We start from the raw sequence: 18,993 nt of genomic DNA, 5'->3' as shown, positions 1-18,993 counted from the left end.
TAGTGAGCTTGCTCAATACTTTTCCATGGCGACCCCAACCAAGTCAACCCCAGGCAAGTCCGCCACGGTCGAGCTGGCCGATGCGTTTCTCGCCCTGCATCACCTGGTGCGCAAACACGTCGATGCGGCCATGACAGCGGCCGGCCTGTCGCTCTCGCAGGCCAAACTGCTGGCTCTGGTGTCCCGCTTGGCACCATGCCGGCCCAGCGATATCGCCACGCAGATGGGTTACGCGCCTCGCACCGTGACCACGGCGCTGGATGCGCTGGAAGAAAGCGGCTGGATCGAGCGCTCGCCCCACCCCAGCGACCGGCGCGCCCAGCTGGTGGCGATCACGGCGGGAGGGCAAGCCAAGCTCGACGAGGTGCAGGGCCCCAAGCGGCACGCGGTGGAACAGCTGTTCGGCGCGCTCAGCAACGATGAGCAAAAGCAGTTGCGCGAACTGATGGACCGCGTGCGCGAACGGGCTGACGACGCTTAATCGAGCGGCGCGGACATCACCAGCCGCTCGGTGGGATAGCCGCGCTCTGCCGCGCGATGGCGCAAAGCCTCGAACTGGCTGCGCTGCATGTGCGGATCGCGCGACAGCACCCACAGATAATTGCGGCTCGGGCTGCCGACCAGCGCCCAGCGATACTCCGGGTCCACATCCAGCACCCAGTAGTCCGCCCACACCCAGGGCACCCAGGCCAGCCACGACGGCGCAAAGCGCACCTTGAGCGCGCCGGCAACCGGGGTGGTGCGAGCGACGCCATCGGACGCATCCATCTCGCCATCGCGCGTGCGGCAGGCGTTGTGCACGCTCACCTGGCCGTTGGGCAACGAGCGGTAGGCAGCGCTGATGTTGTCCACGCACTGGCGCTGGAAAAACATCGGCAGATGCGCAATCTCGTGCCATTGGCCGAGATAGCGCTTGAGATCCAGCTGCTTCACCGGTTCATTGGCGAGTTGCTGTGCATGCGCGGCCGGCCATGCCAGCGTCGCAATCAACACCATGATGAGCAGTCGACTAGCCCGCATGCGGGACTCCTGATGTTCGCTTCGATGGAGCACCAGTGTCACCGGCGTGGATCACGGACATGCAAAAAGAGGGTGACGACGCCGTCACCCTCTCGATGCCATCAGCGTGTACTCAGCTGTGGTTATGCGGCCTGGTCGCGCAGCTGCGACACGGAGGGCGACACCGCCGAGTCACTGATCTCGACGCGGCGCAGCTTGTATGCCTCAGGCACCTCGCGCTTGAGATCGATCACCAACAGGCCATGCTCCATGCGCGCACCCGTCACCTGCACGTGCTCGGCAAGCTCGAAGCGGCGGTTGAACGGGCGGTTGGCAATGCCACGATGCAGCACTTCGCCTTCCTGCTCGCCCTTGCGCTCGCCGCTGACGGTAAGCATGTTGGCCTGCACGGTAAGGCTGATGTCCTCGCGGCTGAAACCGGCCAAAGCCATGGTGATGCGGTAGCTGTCTTCACTCAGCTTCACCGAGTCGAACGGCGGCCAATTATCGTTGGCCTGCGTGCGCGCTGCCTCCAGCAAGTCGAACACGCGATCAAAGCCGATGCTGGAACGATGCAGCGGCGAAAAATCCAGAACAGTACGCATAACCAATTCTCCAATGAGCAACAGGTAGACGCCGCGCGACATGCAGCGGCGCACCGGCCCCGTAGCGACCGGTGACAAGGAGATGAGGCTGTCGGCAGGTGATTCAAGGAAGCTCTTTCAGCGATGATTTAGCCATCCAAATAAGACGCATGGCTACTTGAAAAGCGTTTGGCGACCCCAAAGGCGAGGGTCTCGCTGGGGCCCGTCGCCCCGGGTTCAAGACCCGTGGGCCGACCTTTCTTTCGTTTTTGGAAAGGATGCTTTGCGCGCCGCCCTGATTCTTTCGTCACCGGGCCGGGGCTAAGGTAAGCCACCCTTCTGGAGACCGGTCATGGCCCCTCGCCACCTCGTTGCCCCTCTGCTCGCCGCTGCCCTTGCCGTCGCGCCGCTGGCCCAGGCCGCCACTGACGCCTCGCTGGTCGTTCCAAGGCAACTGATCGTCGATCCCAGCCTGCCCAAGGGCATCGCCCGCGCCAACGTGCTGGCCGCCCGACGCTACGACACGTTCTGGAACAACGGCGATGAGGCGTTGGCCAAGGAGGCGCTGTCACCTCAGTTCGTCGATCGCACGCCGCCGCCAGGACGCGTGCAGGGGCCAGAAGGCCCGCTACAGGCTTCCAAGGGCTTCCGACAGGCCGTGCCGGACCTGACCTGTGAGGTTGAACAGATGCTGGTGGTCGGCGACCGCGTGGTGTCGCATCTGCATTTCGCCGGCCACTTCACCGGCAGCTTCAATGGCGTGCAGGGCAAGGGCCAGGCGATCGACTTCATCGCCACCGATATCTATCGCGTCACCGGCGGCAAGATCGTCGAGAACTGGCACCTGGAAGACAATCTGACGCTGCTCAAGCAGCTGGGCGTGATCAAGGACTGATTGATCGCGTGGCAAGACGCGCTAGGACGGATCGGTGTCGTAGCGCGTGACGCCTTCAGGCAATTGCACCCAGCGGTGCCGCCGGCTCTCGTAGACGGAGTCTTCCGGCGGCGCAAACGAGGGATCCGCGAATGCGCCCACCGCCACCGAGACGCGTCCCTCCACGCCCTCTTCCGTGTGGAACACGTTGCTTCCGCACACGGGGCAGAAGCGGAAGCGAAATTGCGAGCCATGGTCGCCAGTACGCACGAACTCAGTCGCTTTGCCATTGACCGTGTAGGGCGCGCGAAAACCCGCCAGCGCAGCAAACACGCTACCGGTGCGTTGCTGACAGGCCAGGCAGTGGCACACCCCGACGCCCAGCAGCTCGCCTTGCACTTCGATGCTCAATTGACCGCAGTAGCACGATGCCGTCTTGCCGGACATGACCAGCCTCCGTCACATGTTTAGCCGTCTACACGCTCAGCGCCGCGCCTCAGCGTCGCGTGGCGAGCACGCCATCCAGCGCCAATTCGGCCCGGAAGCCTGCTTTCTCCAACCGCCTGGCCACTTCGCGCGGAACATCGCGGTCACTGGTGAGTTTGTTGGGGCTACCGGTGTAGTGGAACAGCCGGCCGCCGCGCCGAAGCACGCGCGCGAGCTGATCGTAGAAGACCTGCGAATACAGCTCGCCGGCAATGCCAAAGCGCGGTGGGTCGTGCAGCAAAGCGTCCACCGAGGCATCGGCAAGCTGCGTGATCGCCTGCGAGACATCCGCATGTGCCAGTTCAAGCCGGCCACCACTCGCCGCAGATTCGGGATCCGGCGACCACGGATTGATGGTGCGCAACCACAGCACGTCCGGATTCTTCTCGAACGATTGGATGCGCGTCACACCCGCTTCCAGGCAACATGCAGCGAAATACCCCAGGCCGCCGCAAGTATCGAGCACCACCTTGCCGCGCGGATCCACCAACGCCACCTTGCGCCGTGCGTCGTCGACCGGCGACTCCTTCGAGGTGGGCAGCATCTTGATGCCGTCGATCTCGAAGGTGGGCGCACCCCACTCGGTCGGCACCAGCTTGATCAGCGAGTCGGCATAGCGCGACACCGGCGAGAACTCGTCGCCGTCCCAGTAATAAATGGTGCGATCCTTGACCTTCGCCGGATACGGATAGCTTTGGCACTTCCACTGCCAGCTTTCCGTGAGCAGGGATGCGTTGCCGTTCGAACGCCCCAGATCCATCGAGCCCTTCCACTCGCTGGCGCCGGCATCGCGCGCCGCAAACAGCCCGTCGGCAACGGAGCGCGTGAGCAGGGGGCCGATATAGTGCGTCACGAGCGGGCATCTCCTGGAGTAGATGCCTAGTTTATGGGCAATGCGAAGCCCAGGTCACAGTTGTTCATTTCTGCGAGCCGTAACCTTGCAGAGGTAGACCCTGGATCTGCACTGCGCGGAGGCGGCTTGCGCAGCATCTCCCATGTCGCAACTTAAGCGGCGAGACTGGCCACAAATGGCTTGATGTGGTCCAGGACGGTCTTTTGATCGCCCGCGTAGGCCCAATGGTCGGCGCCTTCCAACTCGACGAATCGCGCCTCCGGGATATGGCCGGCGAGGTGCCGTCCCGCGCCGACGCGGACAGCGCGGTCGTCGTGACGGTGGAGCACCAGGGTCGGCACGGAAATCTGGCCTAACAGATGTCGCACATCCATATCGCGCAATGCCTCGAGCACGCCCTTGATGGCGCCCGGACTCGATGCAGCGCGAAGCAAGCCTGCCCACCAAGCTCGAGCCTGAGGATCGCCAGACAGGCTCGGCGCAAACGTCTCGATACCCGCTGGCCCACCCCACCCTGCGATGAGTTGCTGCAGCCACCGGTCATATTGGTTGGCCTGAAGCGCGTGGGAATACTCGCCGGTTGCGCTCCCCTTCGCCAACGAGGCGAACAGAATGAGCCCGGCGACGCGATGCGGATGGTCGACGGCAAACTTGATGCACGCGGGTCCGCCCTCTGACGCGCCGAACAGCACGACTCGGCGGCTGCCGGCGGCGTCAAGCACCGTGCCGATGTCCTGCGCGGTCGCCTCTACGCTGGGATTGAAACCAACCCGATCGGAAAGCCCGACACCGCGGCGATCAAGCAGGATGAGTCGGCCCATCGCGGCGAGGGACGATAGAAACGCACGGCACCGGGGCTCCTCCCACAATCGTTCGACGTGGGATACGAAACCGGGCAGCAGCAGAATATCGATGCGGCCCGCGCCGTAGGTCTGGAAAGCGAGATGGACGTCGCCGCTACTGGCGTAGCGAGTGGACGGCGGACTCTCGCTGGGCGACGTTGTGCCGGCATCGAGCAGCGCACACGTATCCCATTCGGGGGCCACATCGAGCTCGTCGCGAAGTCGCTGCCTCATGGCCTCGAAATGCCGCTGGGCAGTGGCCCGGTCTCCCGCAAGCAAAAGATTGCGGATGAGGTGGCGGCCATACACTTCGCTCAGCGGGTCGAATTCAACAAGGCGGCCGGCATGCGCTGCCGCTGCCGCGTAATTGCCAGCTGCATGTTTGTCTTGCACCAGCCGCTCGAGCGCCTGGATCAACCGCCCCCGCAAGGCCTCCCGTCGAAAGAAGGCCCACTCGTCGAACTGTGGGCAATCGCCGGGCGAAAATCCCTCGAGAAAGTCACCGAGATAAAGTCCGCACGCCCGCTCGAAATCGCCATCGTCGCAGGCTTGCTCGAACAGCTGAGCATCCACCTGCAGGTCGATCGCTGCCGACCATCGCACGGTGGACCGGTCGATGGTGAGAAACTCGTCGCCGAGCGTGTGCTGGAGGCGATGCAACAAGCGTCGCAATCGTGCCCGTACCACTTCTTCGCCACCCTCCGGCCACAACATCGTGGCGACGACATCGCGTCCGACCGGGCCCTTCGCTTCGGCCAGGTAAATCAGCAGGGCAAGGCCTTTGCGCAAGGCCAGCGGACATGGCCGGCCATCTTGGCGAATCCCGGGAAATCCAAGCGTCTGCACGCTGAGCAGAGCCATGGCGAGGCGACCCTCAATGACGGCGTCCAGGGGACGCTCAGGGGACGAGGCAATCCTAGCATTCCATGCAAGCGATGGCTGCCGGACTCATCGCGACCCGTTGAACTGGAGGATTGCCATGAAGAACCTGGGCGAACATGCGATCGTGATCGGCGCCAGCATGGGTGGGCTGCTGGCTGCCCGTGCGCTGGCGGATTTCTATACCACGGTCACCGTGCTTGAACGCGATGCGTTCCCTGCAGCAGACACACCGCGCAAAGGCGTGCCCCAGGGCCGCCATGCGCACGGCCTGCTGGCTCGCGGAAGCGCGGTGCTCGAAGCGTTCTTTCCGGGGTACAACGCCGAGGTCGTTGCGCAAAGCGGCGGGTTGATCGGTGATGTCGCCAACGATGTGATCTGGATCGGACGCAACGTCAGGCTTGCCAATGGCAAGAGCGAGCTGAGCGGCCTGCTTGCGAGCCGCCCCGTGCTTGAAGGCCACTTGCGCCGGCGGCTTCTGGCCTTGCCGAACGTCTGCGCCATCGAGCATTGCTCGGTGCGCGGCCTTGTCGCCGACGCCGCTGGCAAAAACGTGACCGGCGTACGCGCATGTGTCGAAGGCAAGCCGGAGGAGACGATCCATGCAGACCTTGTTGTCGATGCCGCGGGCCGCGGCTCATCCGGCGCGGTATGGCTCAAGCAGCTTGGCTACCTACCTCCCGCCCATGACAAGGTGCATATCGGGATCCGCTACATGACTCGCACCTATCGGCGTCGACCAGGCGATCTGGGCGGCAAGCTCGGCATGGTCGTCGCCGGTAGTGCTCCCAACTGGCGGAACGGCGTCATGCTCGCGCAGGAGAACGACCGTTGGATCATCAGTACCGGCGGCTTCCTTGGCGATGACGCACCCGACAATGATCAAGGCTTCCTCGCCTATCTGGCGACACTGCCGACCATGGAGATCCACGACATTGCCGCCCGAGGCGAGCCGCTGAGCGGGTTCCAGCGCTACCGTTACGTTGACAGCCAGCGCCGGCGCTACGAGAAGCTGGCGCGTTTCCCCGGCAACTACCTGGTGTTTGGAGACGCCTTCTGCAGCTTCAATCCCATCTACGGCCAGGGCATGACGGTCGCGGCGCAAGAAGCCATGATGCTGCAACAGTGCCTGAGCACGGGTACCAAGAATCTCGCACGCCGATTCTTCAAGGCGGCCGCGAGGATCGTGGATATTCCATGGCACATTGCCGTTGGTAGCGATCTGCGGAACCTGAAAATCAACGGCGCCCGCCCGCCGATGCTGCGCTTCATCAACTGGTACATCGACAAGCTTCATCTTGCTGCGACTGAAGACAGCACGCTGACGACTGCGTTTTTAAAGGTCGTCAACCTGATGATGCCACCGTCATCGCTGCTGCGTCCCGCAATTGCCAGGCGGGTCTGGTTGGGCAACTTCATGCCCGCCATCTCGATTGCCTCGCCGGCAATCGAAGCAGCAAAGCAGCATGGACCATCCTCATGACAGGGCGTCACGGTCCGACTGCTTGCTTGACTGAGCACCGGGTGCCTCGCCGCATCGGCAACGCATGATCCAGCTCCATTAGCCAAATTAGTGCACAAAGATGACCGCCTTCACCACCGAAAAGGTTCTCGGCATTCATCACTGGAACGACTCGCTGTTTTCCTTCACGACAACGCGGGACGCAACGATGCGCTTCGACAACGGCCACTTCGCGATGATCGGCCTTGAGGTTGAAGGCGCGCCACTGATGCGGGCGTATTCGATAGCCAGCGCGAACTACGAGGAAGACCTTGAATTCTTCAGCATCAAAGTACCGAACGGTCCGCTGACATCGCGTCTACAGCACCTGCGTCCGGGCGACGAAATCCTTGTCGGCAAAAAGTCCACCGGTACGTTGGTCATCACAGATCTGCTGCCCGGCAAGAACCTGTACCTCTTCGCCACTGGCACGGGCCTGGCGCCTTTCATGAGTGTCATTCGCGACTTTCAGACCTATGAGAAGTTCGAAAAAGTGATACTGCTGCACGGCGTGCGTAGCGTGAGCGAACTGGCCTACCAGGACTACCTGACAAATGAATTGCCGCGGCACGAATTCCTCGGTGAGGTGATCGCCCAGAAGCTGATCTATTACCCGACGGTCACGCGCGAACCGTACCGCAACCACGGCCGCCTGACCGAGCTCCTCGAGTCCGGCCAACTGCACGAAGACATCGGCCTGCCGCCGCTCAACCCGAAAACTGACCGCGCAATGATCTGCGGCAGTCCGGCGATGCTCGCCGATACGCGCGACCTGCTCGACGCTCGCGGCTTCAAGATCAGCCCGCGGGTCGGCCAAGCGGGCGACTACGTTATCGAACGCGCCTTCGTCGAGAAATGAGGACTATCAAAGCAGCAGGTTCAAAACGGGGCTTCGCGCACGCCTCTGCTTTGTCGGCATTCGATCATTCGAACGCACTGCGCCGAACCTCCAGAACCGGACTTCGGATGCACGGTCTGGCAGCTTCGCCTGCCCGATAGCCGGAGCTGCGGCAGTCAGCCCAGATGCGCCAGCAACCTCAAGAACACGTACGTCAGTGCTCCCCACAACAGCAACTCCCAGATCAACCCAACCCAGAAACTGATAGGTTCCTCCGCTGCATGAATCTCCACAAATGAGATGCCTTGATTGGTAACCACAAAACCCTTCATCGCATTTCGTACCTGTCCAAGCCATTGCAAGACAAAGACAAGGGTCAAAGGAAGGATCGCCGCGCGTCTCATCGCGGTCATCGCAGCAGAGCCGGTCTCCAGCACATGGAAACGCGACAACAGCCATGCAGATAGTCCAGCCAGTAAAAGAAGACCCCCATCACGAACAACATGGTTTTGTAGAATTTCATGCACGCTCCAAAGCAGGGGAAAGCGTTCAATTCCGCTCAACTGGCCCTCGGCAGGAAATAGTGCGCCTGGCCCGGCTCGGCCCGGATTCCCGGTTCTTCAGTAAAGCAACGTGCCGGCACCGCCTGCAAGCAAGCCATCTTCATACTTCTTCACCGGCCCCACATATCCCAGCCAAACGAACGGCCTAGCGTGGCGTCCCGCACATCCCGTGCGCCTGGACAAGGAATGGACCGCCATGACTACCCGCGTCGAATCGTTGCAACTCCCCGCCCATCAATATGCGACAACTGTCCCGAGCCCGAGCGATGGTCGTCTAGCCGGGCTCACCATTCTGGCGAGCGCCATCGTATCTACCGCCACGGTTGCGCTCGATCGAGGGGCAAGCGGCAAGACCACTCAGGAGCTCCTGCAGAGCATGGTGCAGATCCAGCCATGGCACCAGAACGTGCACGTGGTGGCGATGATATGCATCTGCGGACTCTTGTACGGCTACACCGTGCTATCCCAGCGGCTGGACCTGCGACGGGCACCTGTGCTGATCGGGCTGATCACGTATGCCCTGGGCAGCGTATTGATGTTGGCGGCCACCCTGCTCGATGGATTCATCAGCACGGGCATCGCGGCTGATTTCGTCAACGGCGCGCCTGAGGCGGCGCGCTGGATGATCCACGTGGTGGAATCCATCGCCTTGACCGACATCGCACGCGTCGCATGGGTGCTGCAATCGGCAGCCGCGATCGCATGGTCGGTGGCCTTGTTGCGCGATGCAGGCTTGCGTCGCGTGATCGGCTGCATTGGCCTGCTCACGGGTGCGCTGCCAGCGGCCATGGTGATCGCTGCCGGCGCGCAGATGGACCTGAGCGTCGTCATCGGCACCTTGTTGCTGCAGGCGGTTTGGAACCTGGCCGCCGGCGTACTGATGCTGCGCGAGCGCTCGCCTGCCTGACCAGCGCACCGTCGCTTCATATTTCTTTACGTTGGCTTCGTAAAGCACTCATGCACGGGGCTCAAGCTGTGCGTGGGTGAAACAACCCGTCCCCCACAGGAGGAAAACCATGACCATCGATCAATCCAACCAAAAGACCCGCACCCTGCGCGCTGCGTTGCTCGGCTTCGTCGGCGGTGCCGTGCTGGCGTCCGGCGTCGCCGTGGTGGCGGCCGACGGCGGAGTCTCAGCCATGCACCACATGGCGGGGCCGATGTCCCAGGCCGACATGGCTGCCCATGTCGAAAAAGTTTGCCAGCATTTGTACATCGAACTCGATGCGACGGCCGCCCAGAAGGCCACGCTGGACCCGATTTTCAAGCAAGCGGCGGCCGACCTGCTGCCGATGTTCCAACAGCTGCACACAGGCCATGCGCAAGTGTTGACTCTGCTGGCAGCCCTCACCATCGATCGAGCCTCGGTGGAACGGGCGAGTGCCGCGCAGTCCGCCACGCACGACCAGATCGCGCAGCGCATGACTCGGCTGGTTGAGGACAGCAGCACCGTACTGACGCCGGATCAGCGGCAGAAGCTGGTCGCGCACCTGACCCAGCTAATGTCGTTGCCGGCGCCGATGCATGGCTGAAAGCGTGGCGCGATGGCTATGATGCTGCTGTCGCACTAGAGCTGAAATCATGAGCGAACGCATCCTGGTCGTAGAGGACGATCCACGCCTGGCCGCCATGCTGGGCGAGTACCTGCGCAGCCAGGGGTATGCGGTGGAACAGGCGGCAACCGGGGCTCAAGCGCTGGAAAGTTTCAACGCCGACGCCCCGGATGCTGCCATCCTCGACCTGATGCTGCCGGACATGGATGGTCTCGACGTCTGCCGCAGGCTGCGCGAGCGCTCCGACCTGCCGGTGCTGATGCTCACTGCAAGAGGCGACGCGATCGACCGCATTGTTGGCCTGGAACTCGGCGCCGATGACTATCTACCCAAGCCGTTCGAGCCGCGTGAATTGCTGGCGCGGCTGCGTGCCATCCTGCGCCGGCGCATGGCGCCAACCACGGGGACGACGACGACCCTGGTCTTCGGCCAGCTGGAGATTGACACCGATGCGCATTCGGTGACGGTCGCAGGGAGAGCGGCTGAGCTGACGTCTTACCAGTACGAACTGCTGCTCGCCCTGGCCCAGCATGCCGGACGCGTATTGTCGCGCGAGCTATTGATGGACCTGGTGCGCGGCGAGCAACTGGACACGTTCGATCGCTCCATCGACGTGCATATCTCGCGCATCCGCGCCGCCATCGAAGCAGATCCCAAGTCACCCAAGCGCATCATCACCGTGCGCGGCGCCGGCTACCTGTTCGCGCGCAAGCAGGATTGAGGCGGCGATGACGCGGCTGTACCTACGCATCTACCTCACCGTCGTCATCAGCCTGCTGGCCTATGCGGCGGCTTTCGCCTGGGTCTGGCACAGCAAGGGCGGCCCGTACGAGGCGGCAATGCGGTCGCAGGCGCAGGTTCTCCTCAATGCCCTGCCGCCCGCACAAGCACCCGTGACGGAGCAACAGCAAACCCTCGACAAGTTGGCGCAGGGGCTGCCAGTGCGTCTGGCCTTGCTGGATGATTCCCGACGACTGATTGCGGAGTCAGGCGCGACACCAGATAGCTCTGGTGCGCTTGCCTTGCCTCACCCGAGCGAGGCGCTCTGGATGCTGCATCTGCCCGACGGCCGCTGGCTGCAGGCGAGCGTGCCGCGTGGCGGACATCAGCCGCTGCATGTCTTGCTGCTCCTTTTGCTTTCGCTGGCCGCCATCATCGGCGTCCTGGCGTTGCCTGTCGTGCGCCGGATTACCGCCCGCCTGGAGCGCCTGCAGCAGGCGGTGGATTCGCTGGGCGCAGGCGATCTGCATGCCCGGGTCGCAGTGGAAGGACGCGATGAGGTGGCACGCCTCGCCCGCAGCTTCAACCAGGCTGCCGATCAGATCGAAGCACTCGTGGGCCATCACAAGACCTTGCTGGCAAACGCCTCGCACGAATTGCGCACGCCGTTGACGCGTATCCGCCTGGCGTTAGAGCTCATCGGGCCCAGCGTCGACCAAGTGCGCCGCGAGGGTCTACAACAGGACATCGGCGAGTTGGATGCCTTGATCGACGAGATCCTGCTGGCAAGCCGGCTGGAAGCATTGCCGCATCTGGAGACGAGCGAACCGGTCGATCTGCTGGCACTGGCCGCCGAAGAATGCGCGCGCCACGAAGGCGTCGACCTGGAAGGAACACACGCCACCGTGAAGGGCGACCAGCGCCTGTTGCTGCGGCTCTTGCGCAACTTGCTGGAAAACGCCATCCGCCACGGAATGCCGCCCGTGCAGGTGCGGCTGCGCGTGATCGATGGTCATGCCGAACTGGTCGTGCGCGATCACGGCCCAGGACTGCCGCAAGACGAATGTCAGCGCGTATTCGAGCCGTTCTACCGAGCCAGCGGGGCGCGCGACCGCCCCGGCACCGGGCTGGGACTCGCGCTGGCGCGGCAGATCGCACGTCACCACGGCGGCGAACTTGGCTGCCGATACGAGCCCGATGGCGCCTTTGCGTTTGTCGTGACGATACCGGTGGTGACGTGATGACATGAGACCAGCCGCGGTAGTCCACGCCGGGTCGAACGCGAGCGCCCTCGCTGATCGCCGGCAACGGCAACCGGCTGCCCAGGATGAGTAGCGATCTTGCACTAGACTGCGTCGAAGATCGCTCCGGGGGTTTCATGATACGCAAACATGTCGTGCTTGCAGCCGATCTCGCGGGCACTGTGGTATTTGCCATCGAAGGCGCCAACGCCGCCATCAGCGCCAAGCTGGACTTGCTTGGCGTACTCGTACTGTCCTTCGTCGTCGCGCTTGGCGGCGGTGTGGTTCGCGACCTTCTGATCGGCGCGACGCCGCCCAGTGCGATACGCGATTGGCGTTATCCGGTCATCGCGTTTGCCGCAGGATTCCTGACGTTCCTCCTCCATACGCAAATTGCCGGGATCCCGCCGTGGCTCCTTGCCACGCTCGATGCGGCAGGCCTCGCACTATTCGCGGTCGCCGGCGCCGAGAAGGCGCTCGACTACCAGCTCAGTCCGCTCATCGCGACCTTGCTGGGCGCCATCACAGGCTGCGGTGGAGGCGTCATGCGCGACCTTCTGCTTGCCCGGGTGCCGATGGTGTTGGTTGCGAACATCTATGCAAGTGCAGCGCTACTGGGTGCGACTGTACTCGTGGTTGGCCGGCGACTAGGCTGCCCACCCGCTGTGGCAGCGGTGCTGGGCGGACTGGCGTGCTTTGCAGTGCGCGTAGCGGCGGTTCGCTACGACTGGCAGTTGCCGAAGATTGCCTGATGCGGCACCGCTGGCGGGAGGGGCTGCTTCCTTCGAGCACACAGCGCGCTCTTGCTACCCCATAGACGGACGTGCACGACCAGTTAGACCTCTGCACGCGCTTGCTCGGCGCAACTCCCAAAGCATCGGACTCTTTGAAAACTTCAGCGATTGGCCTGGAGTGTAGAACCGGTCGTCGATGCTCCCGTCGAGCAGATCCGTGTCGAAGGGGACATGGGCTGCTTGCCTATCGCTCCTGTTGCCCGCACCGCCCCGCCCAAAATCCAAGGCCGACCGATCACAGCGCCATGCCGAGAGCAGGCTCTTGGATCCAGCTGCATGCCCGCTCGAAAAATAGCTATGCTTCCTCGCCAAATCAGGGAAGAACCCTATGCAACGCCTACCCGGCCTGGATCTGCTTCGCGCCGCCGCGATCATGTCGGTCGTGTGTACCCATGCATGGATTGCCGGCGGCATGGGTTACGGATTTGGCTGGATCGAGGAATACGGCTGGATGGGCGTTGACTTGTTCTTCGTCCTCAGCGGATACCTGATTGGCCGCCAGGTGCTTCTTCGCTGCAAGCGCGGTGATGGCGTGGACTTGCGCGCATTTTACCGGCAGCGGGCCTATCGCATTCTTCCCGCCTATCTGGCCGTGGTGGCGCTCTATTTCTTGTTTCCGAGCCTGCGGGAGCAAGCGGCGATCCAGCCTGTCTGGCAGTTCCTCACCTTCACCATGAACCTGTTTGTCGATCAGAGCGTCATGCACGCCTTCTCATCGGCCTGGTCACTGTGCGTCGAAGAGCACTTCTATCTGATCTTCCCCTTGGCCGTGATCATCCTTTCGCCCCGCCTCGGAACCAAGCGCCTGATGGGCTTGATGCTTGGCTTGATGCTGGCTGGCTTGACGTGGCGGGCGTTCGCCTGGTGGCAATCGTCAGCACTGTATGCGGTCGGCGGCGGCGTGTGGGAGATGGACGGGCGGCGCTACATGGAGCTCATCTACTACCCCACATACGCACGCCTCGATGGTTTGCTGCTCGGCGTTGGAATGGCGAGCCTCAACGTCTACCGGACGTCGCGCTGGGAGCGCCTCCAACAACATCCCAACGTGCTTGCGTTTCTGGGATTTGCCATTGTTTTGTTCGCGGCTTGGATTTTCCGGGACATACTTACTTCTTCCGCGTGCGTCTTCGGTTTCCCCATACTGTCCACCGGCCTCGCTTTGATCGTCGCCTCAGCCGCCAGCCCCGCAAGCCTTCTTGCCCGAATCAAGTTACTGGGCACCGCCTGGGTAGCGGCCATCTCCTACAGCATCTACCTGAGCCACAAGGCGATGCTCAAGCTGGCTTCCAAGCATCTTCCGGATTACTTCAATCATCGCGGCATCCTCACTTTCATGTGCTGTCTGCTCGTAGCCATCACTGCGGCTGCCCTGTTGCACTATGTCGTCGAACGCCCGTTCCTTCTCCTACGCGATCGACAGCGAGATAAGGGATTGCCGCTGCCTGCCGCCGACGCCGGTGCGGCATAGCAAGAGGCCATGCTACGAGTGGCGGACTCATGCTGTTGTTCAATCCGCTTGCTGTCTCGCCGCCCCTAGGTGCTCGTTTATCGAAGCGCCTCTCGCCTAAGCGGACCTCGAATGGCCGCTATCTTGCTTGTCGCATTGCTTTATGTGATGCCCGCAACCGGAGACGGTCCGTAGAGGCCTCGCGGTGTTGGCACCGGATTCCATCTCTTTCGAGGATCGACGAGGAGCGGTTCGGGGCGTGGAACCGGATTATTACGATTGGCTTCAGCACTACAACGCCATGAGCTACCGATTGCTTGATGGCGACTTGCTGATGAGGAAGTGCCTGGACGATGCCCAACGGGCCCTGAGCGTTTTGCTCGAAGCCACCGGGATAGACGAGCGGCACGTGGGCGTGGCAGGGCATTCGTACGGCGGTTACACGGCCCTCTATCACGCGGCTGTGGATCCGCGATGCAGGTGGGCATGCGTCAGCGGTGCCGTGTGTAGCTTCGAAACGCGCCGCCGGGAAGGCACCGGCATCACCCTCTTCGAGGCCGTGCCCGGCCTCACTCGCCTGTTCGACACGCACGATGTTCTTTCGGCCATCGGACCTCGGCCAACCATGGTTGTGTCCGGTACGAAGGACAAGTACTCGCGGGATGCAGACCAAGTAGTGGCCAAGATCGCCAGCGACTTCATCACCGAGCTCCGTGTCGACCGCGAACACGCGCTAGATCAAGAGAGATTCGACGCGATCGTCGAGTGGATTGTCGACCGCGTATCCGATCAGTGAGAACGGACGTCCAATTGCCGTATACGAGGGCGCTATGGTCCAATCGGTTGGTCAGGCGTCGTCAGAGATCCGATGATTCGCCGCGCGTTTAGCCCTGTCTTGACCGGCAAACAATCCGACCAAAGGCCGGGCGCCGGCCCGCTGGAGCTCCCTGCTTGAAGCTCTCCTTTCTGGGGCTGAGACAGCTCTTCTTGGCCAAATCGGATGTCCGCATTGGGTCGGAAGCGGACATCGCACTCATGTCAGATACGTTATCGCAAACGCGAAAGCACCGGCACACATATAGGCCACTCCAAAAACGAGCAGTCCTCTCAGTGCCAGTCGCCTGGACCGTTTACCAGCCTCACTGAGTAAGTCAGGTCTCAGCATGCCGTTCATAGGGCTCCAGAGCGTGACGCGTGAGTAAGCGACATCGTTCTCTTGGAACTGGAACGTCATACGCATGGACAGGACGATGGTCCAGATCAGAGCTCCAGCTCCGGCCACACATAGCCCGACAAATAAACCCACCAACAGATACCCGACAGCGGTCATCTTTCCCCCTATATGACGCTGCCGATTCTAGATTGAATATGTCCGCTCCGAGTCAAAAGCGGACATCACGGCGACCTAAGACTGATCCTTGATCCCGCGCTTTCAAACCTGTGATTCCCCGCCGCCACGGCGGCGGTAAACCAAATGGCCCTCATCCAGCACATACACCGAGGGCGGGCACGTTTGTGCCTCGAGCTTGAGCCGCAAGAACCAAACACGATCAGCAGAGGAAATCGACGTGCCATGTCCGCACTAAGCCTGCCAGTTCTGGAAGCACCCCTCACGGCGGGACCGCGGCCCAGGCACGTCGTTCTCGGGGTCAACAATTTCTGCAACCTGCGTTGTCTCATGTGTGACGTCGGCACCGGCAACGCCGAGACCAACTTCGGCGCAAATTTGATGGGTGCCCGGACGCGGACCATGCCGTGGGAGCTGTTCCAGCGCATCGCCGACGATATGGCGGCTTTTTGCCCCGAGGCACGACTGGGCTTCGCATTCACCGAGCCGCTGGCGTGGCGGCCACTCGGTGACGCACTGGCCTACGCGTCTGCGCTGGGCCTGTATACGACGGTCACCACCAATGGCCTGCTCCTGCCAAAGCGGGCGGCAGAGTTTGCGGCCGGCCGCTGCCGCGGCCTGTTCGTCTCGCTCGATGGTCCGGCGGCTATCCATGATCGCATCCGGCGCCATGACCGCAGCTTTGCGCGGGCGGTGGAGGGGATCCGCGCCGTGGCGGCACTGGAGGGCGCGCCCGAAATCTCTGTCTTCTGCACGATCAGCGAATACAACGTCGGTCACCTCAAGACCTTCCTTGCCGACATCAGTGATCTGCCACTGAAACAGGTTGGGTTGATTCACAACAACTTCGTGACACCCGCACTGGCCCACGAACACAATGCGCTCTATGGCGCCATCTATCCCGCCACGGCCTCCAATAGCTTCGAATCCGACCCCACCACGATCGACATCGCTCGCCTGGCCGACGAGCTGGCCGAGATCAGGGAGACGACATGGCCGTTCTCCGTCACGATCCAGCCCGATCGGACAAGCGAGGCCGACCTGGATATCTATTACCGCCACCCGTCGCAGTTCATTGGCCGTCGTTGCCACGACGCTTTTCGCATCCTGATGATCGATGCGGATGGCGAGTCCGTGCCTGTGCATGGGCGGTGCTATCGGTTTCCGATCGCCAATGTCCGGGAGGCCGGCCTTGAAGGCATCTGGAATCACTCAAGCGTCGAAGCGCTGCGGGCCAGCCTAGCCGAGGCTGGAGGCCTTCTGCCTGCCTGCAGTCGGTGTTGCGGCGGCTTTGGCACATAAAGCCTGACCCCGCCGCAGGGCGCTTCCCCGGAGTCTACGCGCGCCACTTGGTCCCTTACGGCAACCAACTGGTCGGCTGGACGCACTCACTGTGGATTCGATGTGGAGGGGCGCGGCCGGTATACCGGCACTCGCGCGGGCGGCGGCGCGGCTTATCTCCACGCGACAAGCGGAGGAGCGCCTTCGAAGTTTCGACTTTACGCAGCCCACAGAGCGTATGAAATGAATCGCGAGTTGTTGAATATTGTCGATCTCGAAGCGCAGCTCGATCAGCAGCTGCGAACGCCGCGCGTCACGAATTTAGGCGCCGTGCGTCAGGCGGCCATGGCTTGGTCCCAAGCCGTGTGGTCCGCCAGCGAGTCGGCCGGTCCTCTGATGCTCACGCCAGGCGAGATCGAGCGGGCGTTTGCCGTCGCGCGTCGGCCCGTGTTCGTTCTCGGCTCTCGCCGAAGCGGCACGACGATGGTGCGCGATTTGCTCGACCACCACCCAGCCCTCTCGGTGCTTCCCGCCGAAGGCACCATGCTCACGAATTTCGCGTGGCACCTGAAGCGACTGAAGCCCGATAGCTGGCTGCCATTCCTCGGCTGCGAATGGCTGCGCAGACTCGCCAACCCGATCAACCAGCAGCCGTACTGGCTGCTTGGCCGCTCGTCGCCAGAAGGCTCACCGTACGTTGAATTCGGCCGCGCCCTGCAGGCCTGGTGGCCGTTGGTCAGGACCCGGCTCGGGCCGCGCACGACGTCCTGGCCACTGGTGGCGATCGCGCTTGCCTATGCGCATTGCACGACAGGGTTTCGCGCTGATTCGCCCTTGCTGCGATGGGTCGAAAAAACACCTGCCAATGAACGCTTCATAGCGCGCCTGATGGCCGAATTTCCCGAGGCAAGAATGCTCCACATCGTCCGCCATCCTTTCGCGGTCTATGCGTCGAGCTGTAGGGCGCTGCGAGATTCGGGCCTTCCACCCAGCGAAGAGACTCGGTTCCTGCGACAAATGCGCCTGTCGTACCGGGAGGCGGCCAGCCGCTCCGCTCAGCCGGCGTCGGACTCGTACTTGCTTGTTCGCTATGAGGACCTGCTCGAGGACACCGCGAGCGGCATTGACCGGATAGCCGCCTTTCTCGGGATCGAGCCGCTGCCGGTGATGACCCAGCCAACCGCTAACGGCATTCCCACCCCGAGCAACAGTTCTTTTGACAGCAATAAGGTCGCTGGGAAACTGGACCGGCGGCCAACGGATGTCCAGTTCAAGTCACTCACCGCGCGCGAACGCGAGCGATTGAGCGCGATGCTGGCCGACGATGCAGGAAAGCTCGGTTATGCGTTGCCGCCGCCGCCCGCGTTGCGCCGACAACTGCTGCAAATCCGGACACATGCCGACTGGATGGTCGACCGCTTCAGGACACACTGGGTGCGCTTTCTTTCCGCACACCAGAGGCCCTGACGGGAAGCCCGGTGAAGCAACCTGTCCTTCTCAGGCAGGCTCGGTTTGGCACATCGGCGCGGACGTCACAGGGCGAGGCAATGAATGCCTCGCCAAACATCAGTTCGACTTGACGTAGAACACGTAAGTCGCCGTGTACGGAACGCCAACCTTGGTCCCGGCATTCGTTGGCGACGCGGAGGGTGCAACGCCGCCGGCCGTTGAGATACGTTGAACGTAGGCTACCTTGCCCAAGATGCCGGGCGTGGAGGAAGGCGTCACCTTGATGAGCAGCCACGGAATGTCCGCGGCGGGCTGCTTTGCAGGCACGGTGGCTACCGGGGAATCTTTGTCGCGGACGATCTTGCTGCCGTCGGCAGCTTCCCACGAGGGGCCGGCGTAGTGATGGATGACGCCGCTGGGAGCACTCAGCTCTGCCAGGGGTGCTTCGAAGGTCCATTTCAGCGGCGAGCCAGACTCCATCGTGCTGGTGTAGATCTGAACGCCGGTGGCTTTTGCGGTGAATGCCACGGTATAGCCGGCGGGCGGCTGCAGCGCCGTCGGCACGGCCTCTTGGGCGTGAGACGACGTGGCACCGGCGATCAGCCATACCACGGCTGCCACCCATCCGCTTGCGTTCTTCGCGATCATGTCTTGTCCTGGCTAAGGTGATGGATCCGCATCAAGCCCTCTACGGGCGCACGCTGCTTCAAACGCCGTCGTTTGGCGCAGCGAGCACGT

The 18,993-nt window shown here is 62.6% G+C and carries 20 protein-coding genes; 13 read left to right on the top strand and 7 right to left on the bottom strand.

The genetic code is table 11. From position 1 onward, the window contains the following. The first annotated feature begins 25 nt into the window (after window positions 1-25). On the top strand, window positions 26-481 hold the full coding sequence (locus AC1DMY_RS14365; protein ID WP_477165616.1) for a MarR family winged helix-turn-helix transcriptional regulator: 456 nt from the start codon (window positions 26-28) through the stop codon (window positions 479-481). On the opposite strand, the gene AC1DMY_RS14360 is transcribed toward AC1DMY_RS14365, so the two are convergent. Further along, entirely contained in the window at window positions 478-1,020 is a 543-nt protein-coding gene (locus AC1DMY_RS14360; protein WP_477165615.1) for a lipocalin family protein, read from the bottom strand. The two genes, AC1DMY_RS14365 and AC1DMY_RS14360, sit on opposite strands and share 4 nt — an antisense overlap. A 122-nt stretch (window positions 1,021-1,142) precedes the next feature. Then, the gene (locus tag AC1DMY_RS14355) at window positions 1,143-1,604 is read right to left on the bottom strand and encodes an Hsp20 family protein (protein WP_046972018.1); all 462 of its coding nucleotides are present in this window, start codon (window positions 1,602-1,604) and stop codon (window positions 1,143-1,145) included. 331 nt (window positions 1,605-1,935) lie between these two features. Between AC1DMY_RS14355 and AC1DMY_RS14350 the strand changes: the two genes are divergently transcribed. Continuing rightward, a complete protein-coding gene (locus AC1DMY_RS14350) occupies window positions 1,936-2,478 on the top strand; it encodes an ester cyclase (RefSeq protein WP_477165614.1) in 543 nt (180 codons plus the stop codon). 21 nt (window positions 2,479-2,499) lie between these two features. On the opposite strand, the gene AC1DMY_RS14345 is transcribed toward AC1DMY_RS14350, so the two are convergent. The 3 genes from AC1DMY_RS14345 to AC1DMY_RS14335 form a co-directional block, all read right to left on the bottom strand. Beyond that, on the bottom strand, window positions 2,500-2,904 hold the full coding sequence (locus AC1DMY_RS14345) for a GFA family protein (RefSeq protein WP_477165613.1): 405 nt from the start codon (window positions 2,902-2,904) through the stop codon (window positions 2,500-2,502). 49 nt (window positions 2,905-2,953) lie between these two features. Next, the gene (locus AC1DMY_RS14340) at window positions 2,954-3,796 is read right to left on the bottom strand and encodes a class I SAM-dependent methyltransferase (protein ID WP_477165612.1); all 843 of its coding nucleotides are present in this window, start codon (window positions 3,794-3,796) and stop codon (window positions 2,954-2,956) included. 152 nt (window positions 3,797-3,948) lie between these two features. Then, the gene (locus tag AC1DMY_RS14335) at window positions 3,949-5,499 is read right to left on the bottom strand and encodes a bifunctional AfsR/SARP family transcriptional regulator/alpha/beta hydrolase (protein ID WP_477165611.1); all 1,551 of its coding nucleotides are present in this window, start codon (window positions 5,497-5,499) and stop codon (window positions 3,949-3,951) included. A 118-nt stretch (window positions 5,500-5,617) separates the two neighbouring features. On the opposite strand from AC1DMY_RS14335, the gene AC1DMY_RS14330 reads away from it, so the two are divergent. Both AC1DMY_RS14330 and AC1DMY_RS14325 read left to right on the top strand, forming a co-directional pair. Continuing rightward, complete coding sequence (locus AC1DMY_RS14330) at window positions 5,618-7,000, top strand: NAD(P)/FAD-dependent oxidoreductase (RefSeq protein ID WP_477165610.1); 1,383 nt, start codon at window positions 5,618-5,620, stop codon at window positions 6,998-7,000. Window positions 7,001-7,100: 100 nt separating this feature from the next. Then, a complete protein-coding gene (locus AC1DMY_RS14325; RefSeq protein ID WP_477165609.1) occupies window positions 7,101-7,877 on the top strand; it encodes a ferredoxin--NADP reductase in 777 nt (258 codons plus the stop codon). Between the two features lie 155 nt (window positions 7,878-8,032). On the opposite strand, the gene AC1DMY_RS14320 is transcribed toward AC1DMY_RS14325, so the two are convergent. After that, window positions 8,033-8,419, bottom strand: coding sequence for a hypothetical protein (locus tag AC1DMY_RS14320; RefSeq protein WP_477165608.1), 387 nt, complete (start codon window positions 8,417-8,419; stop codon window positions 8,033-8,035). A 196-nt stretch (window positions 8,420-8,615) separates the two neighbouring features. Here AC1DMY_RS14320 and AC1DMY_RS14315 point away from each other — a divergent pair, with 196 nt between their 5' ends. The 9 genes from AC1DMY_RS14315 (at window position 8,616) to AC1DMY_RS14275 (ending at window position 18,273) form a co-directional block, all read left to right on the top strand. Then, on the top strand, window positions 8,616-9,326 hold the full coding sequence (locus tag AC1DMY_RS14315; protein WP_477165607.1) for a hypothetical protein: 711 nt from the start codon (window positions 8,616-8,618) through the stop codon (window positions 9,324-9,326). 109 nt (window positions 9,327-9,435) lie between these two features. Beyond that, complete coding sequence (locus tag AC1DMY_RS14310; protein ID WP_477165606.1) at window positions 9,436-9,951, top strand: periplasmic heavy metal sensor; 516 nt, start codon at window positions 9,436-9,438, stop codon at window positions 9,949-9,951. A gap of 49 nt (window positions 9,952-10,000) precedes the next feature. Beyond that, window positions 10,001-10,693 carry a response regulator gene (locus AC1DMY_RS14305; RefSeq protein ID WP_477165605.1) on the top strand — a complete coding sequence of 231 codons (693 nt, stop codon included), beginning with the start codon at window positions 10,001-10,003 and terminating at the stop codon, window positions 10,691-10,693. A 7-nt stretch (window positions 10,694-10,700) separates the two neighbouring features. Then, window positions 10,701-11,933: a sensor histidine kinase gene (locus tag AC1DMY_RS14300; RefSeq protein ID WP_477165604.1), complete on the top strand. Its 1,233-nt coding sequence runs from the start codon at window positions 10,701-10,703 to the stop codon at window positions 11,931-11,933. Between the two features lie 137 nt (window positions 11,934-12,070). After that, window positions 12,071-12,685, top strand: a complete 615-nt coding sequence (locus AC1DMY_RS14295; RefSeq protein ID WP_477165603.1) for a trimeric intracellular cation channel family protein — start codon at window positions 12,071-12,073, stop codon at window positions 12,683-12,685. 370 nt (window positions 12,686-13,055) lie between these two features. Beyond that, window positions 13,056-14,198 (top strand): acyltransferase family protein, encoded by a 1,143-nt coding sequence (locus tag AC1DMY_RS14290; protein ID WP_477165602.1) that lies wholly within the window; start codon window positions 13,056-13,058, stop codon window positions 14,196-14,198. A 238-nt stretch (window positions 14,199-14,436) separates the two neighbouring features. Beyond that, window positions 14,437-14,973 (top strand): alpha/beta hydrolase family protein, encoded by a 537-nt coding sequence (locus tag AC1DMY_RS14285; protein WP_477165601.1) that lies wholly within the window; start codon window positions 14,437-14,439, stop codon window positions 14,971-14,973. Between the two features lie 777 nt (window positions 14,974-15,750). Continuing rightward, window positions 15,751-16,827 (top strand): radical SAM protein, encoded by a 1,077-nt coding sequence (locus AC1DMY_RS14280; RefSeq protein WP_477165600.1) that lies wholly within the window; start codon window positions 15,751-15,753, stop codon window positions 16,825-16,827. A gap of 222 nt (window positions 16,828-17,049) precedes the next feature. Beyond that, complete coding sequence (locus tag AC1DMY_RS14275) at window positions 17,050-18,273, top strand: sulfotransferase family protein (protein WP_477165599.1); 1,224 nt, start codon at window positions 17,050-17,052, stop codon at window positions 18,271-18,273. A gap of 99 nt (window positions 18,274-18,372) precedes the next feature. Here the strand turns inward: AC1DMY_RS14275 and AC1DMY_RS14270 are convergent, their stop codons facing one another. Then, window positions 18,373-18,903 (bottom strand): DUF3455 domain-containing protein, encoded by a 531-nt coding sequence (locus AC1DMY_RS14270; protein ID WP_477165598.1) that lies wholly within the window; start codon window positions 18,901-18,903, stop codon window positions 18,373-18,375. Window positions 18,904-18,993 lie beyond the last annotated feature (90 nt).

This window comes from Dyella sp. 01L423 (assembly GCF_056399945.1).
Note: the sequence above shows the minus strand (reverse complement) of the source record. Positions and strands in the feature narration are given on the sequence as shown.

Excerpts from the sequence above, each read along its gene's own strand:
- AC1DMY_RS14350 (WP_477165614.1), top strand. The coding sequence starts at position 1,936 with ATGGCCCCTCGCCACCTCGTTGCCCCTCTGCTCGCCGCTGCCCTTGCC.
- AC1DMY_RS14310 (WP_477165606.1), top strand. The coding sequence starts at position 9,436 with ATGACCATCGATCAATCCAACCAAAAGACCCGCACCCTGCGCGCTGCG.
- AC1DMY_RS14325 (WP_477165609.1), top strand. The coding sequence starts at position 7,101 with ATGACCGCCTTCACCACCGAAAAGGTTCTCGGCATTCATCACTGGAAC.
- AC1DMY_RS14335 (WP_477165611.1), bottom strand. The coding sequence starts at position 5,499 with ATGGCTCTGCTCAGCGTGCAGACGCTTGGATTTCCCGGGATTCGCCAA.
- AC1DMY_RS14305 (WP_477165605.1), top strand. The coding sequence starts at position 10,001 with ATGAGCGAACGCATCCTGGTCGTAGAGGACGATCCACGCCTGGCCGCC.
- AC1DMY_RS14315 (WP_477165607.1), top strand. The coding sequence starts at position 8,616 with ATGACTACCCGCGTCGAATCGTTGCAACTCCCCGCCCATCAATATGCG.
- AC1DMY_RS14280 (WP_477165600.1), top strand. The coding sequence starts at position 15,751 with ATGTCCGCACTAAGCCTGCCAGTTCTGGAAGCACCCCTCACGGCGGGA.
- AC1DMY_RS14270 (WP_477165598.1), bottom strand. The coding sequence starts at position 18,903 with ATGATCGCGAAGAACGCAAGCGGATGGGTGGCAGCCGTGGTATGGCTG.
- AC1DMY_RS14365 (WP_477165616.1), top strand. The coding sequence starts at position 26 with ATGGCGACCCCAACCAAGTCAACCCCAGGCAAGTCCGCCACGGTCGAG.
- AC1DMY_RS14290 (WP_477165602.1), top strand. The coding sequence starts at position 13,056 with ATGCAACGCCTACCCGGCCTGGATCTGCTTCGCGCCGCCGCGATCATG.
- AC1DMY_RS14275 (WP_477165599.1), top strand. The coding sequence starts at position 17,050 with ATGAATCGCGAGTTGTTGAATATTGTCGATCTCGAAGCGCAGCTCGAT.
- AC1DMY_RS14360 (WP_477165615.1), bottom strand. The coding sequence starts at position 1,020 with ATGCGGGCTAGTCGACTGCTCATCATGGTGTTGATTGCGACGCTGGCA.
- AC1DMY_RS14330 (WP_477165610.1), top strand. The coding sequence starts at position 5,618 with ATGAAGAACCTGGGCGAACATGCGATCGTGATCGGCGCCAGCATGGGT.
- AC1DMY_RS14300 (WP_477165604.1), top strand. The coding sequence starts at position 10,701 with ATGACGCGGCTGTACCTACGCATCTACCTCACCGTCGTCATCAGCCTG.
- AC1DMY_RS14345 (WP_477165613.1), bottom strand. The coding sequence starts at position 2,904 with ATGTCCGGCAAGACGGCATCGTGCTACTGCGGTCAATTGAGCATCGAA.
- AC1DMY_RS14295 (WP_477165603.1), top strand. The coding sequence starts at position 12,071 with ATGATACGCAAACATGTCGTGCTTGCAGCCGATCTCGCGGGCACTGTG.
- AC1DMY_RS14355 (WP_046972018.1), bottom strand. The coding sequence starts at position 1,604 with ATGCGTACTGTTCTGGATTTTTCGCCGCTGCATCGTTCCAGCATCGGC.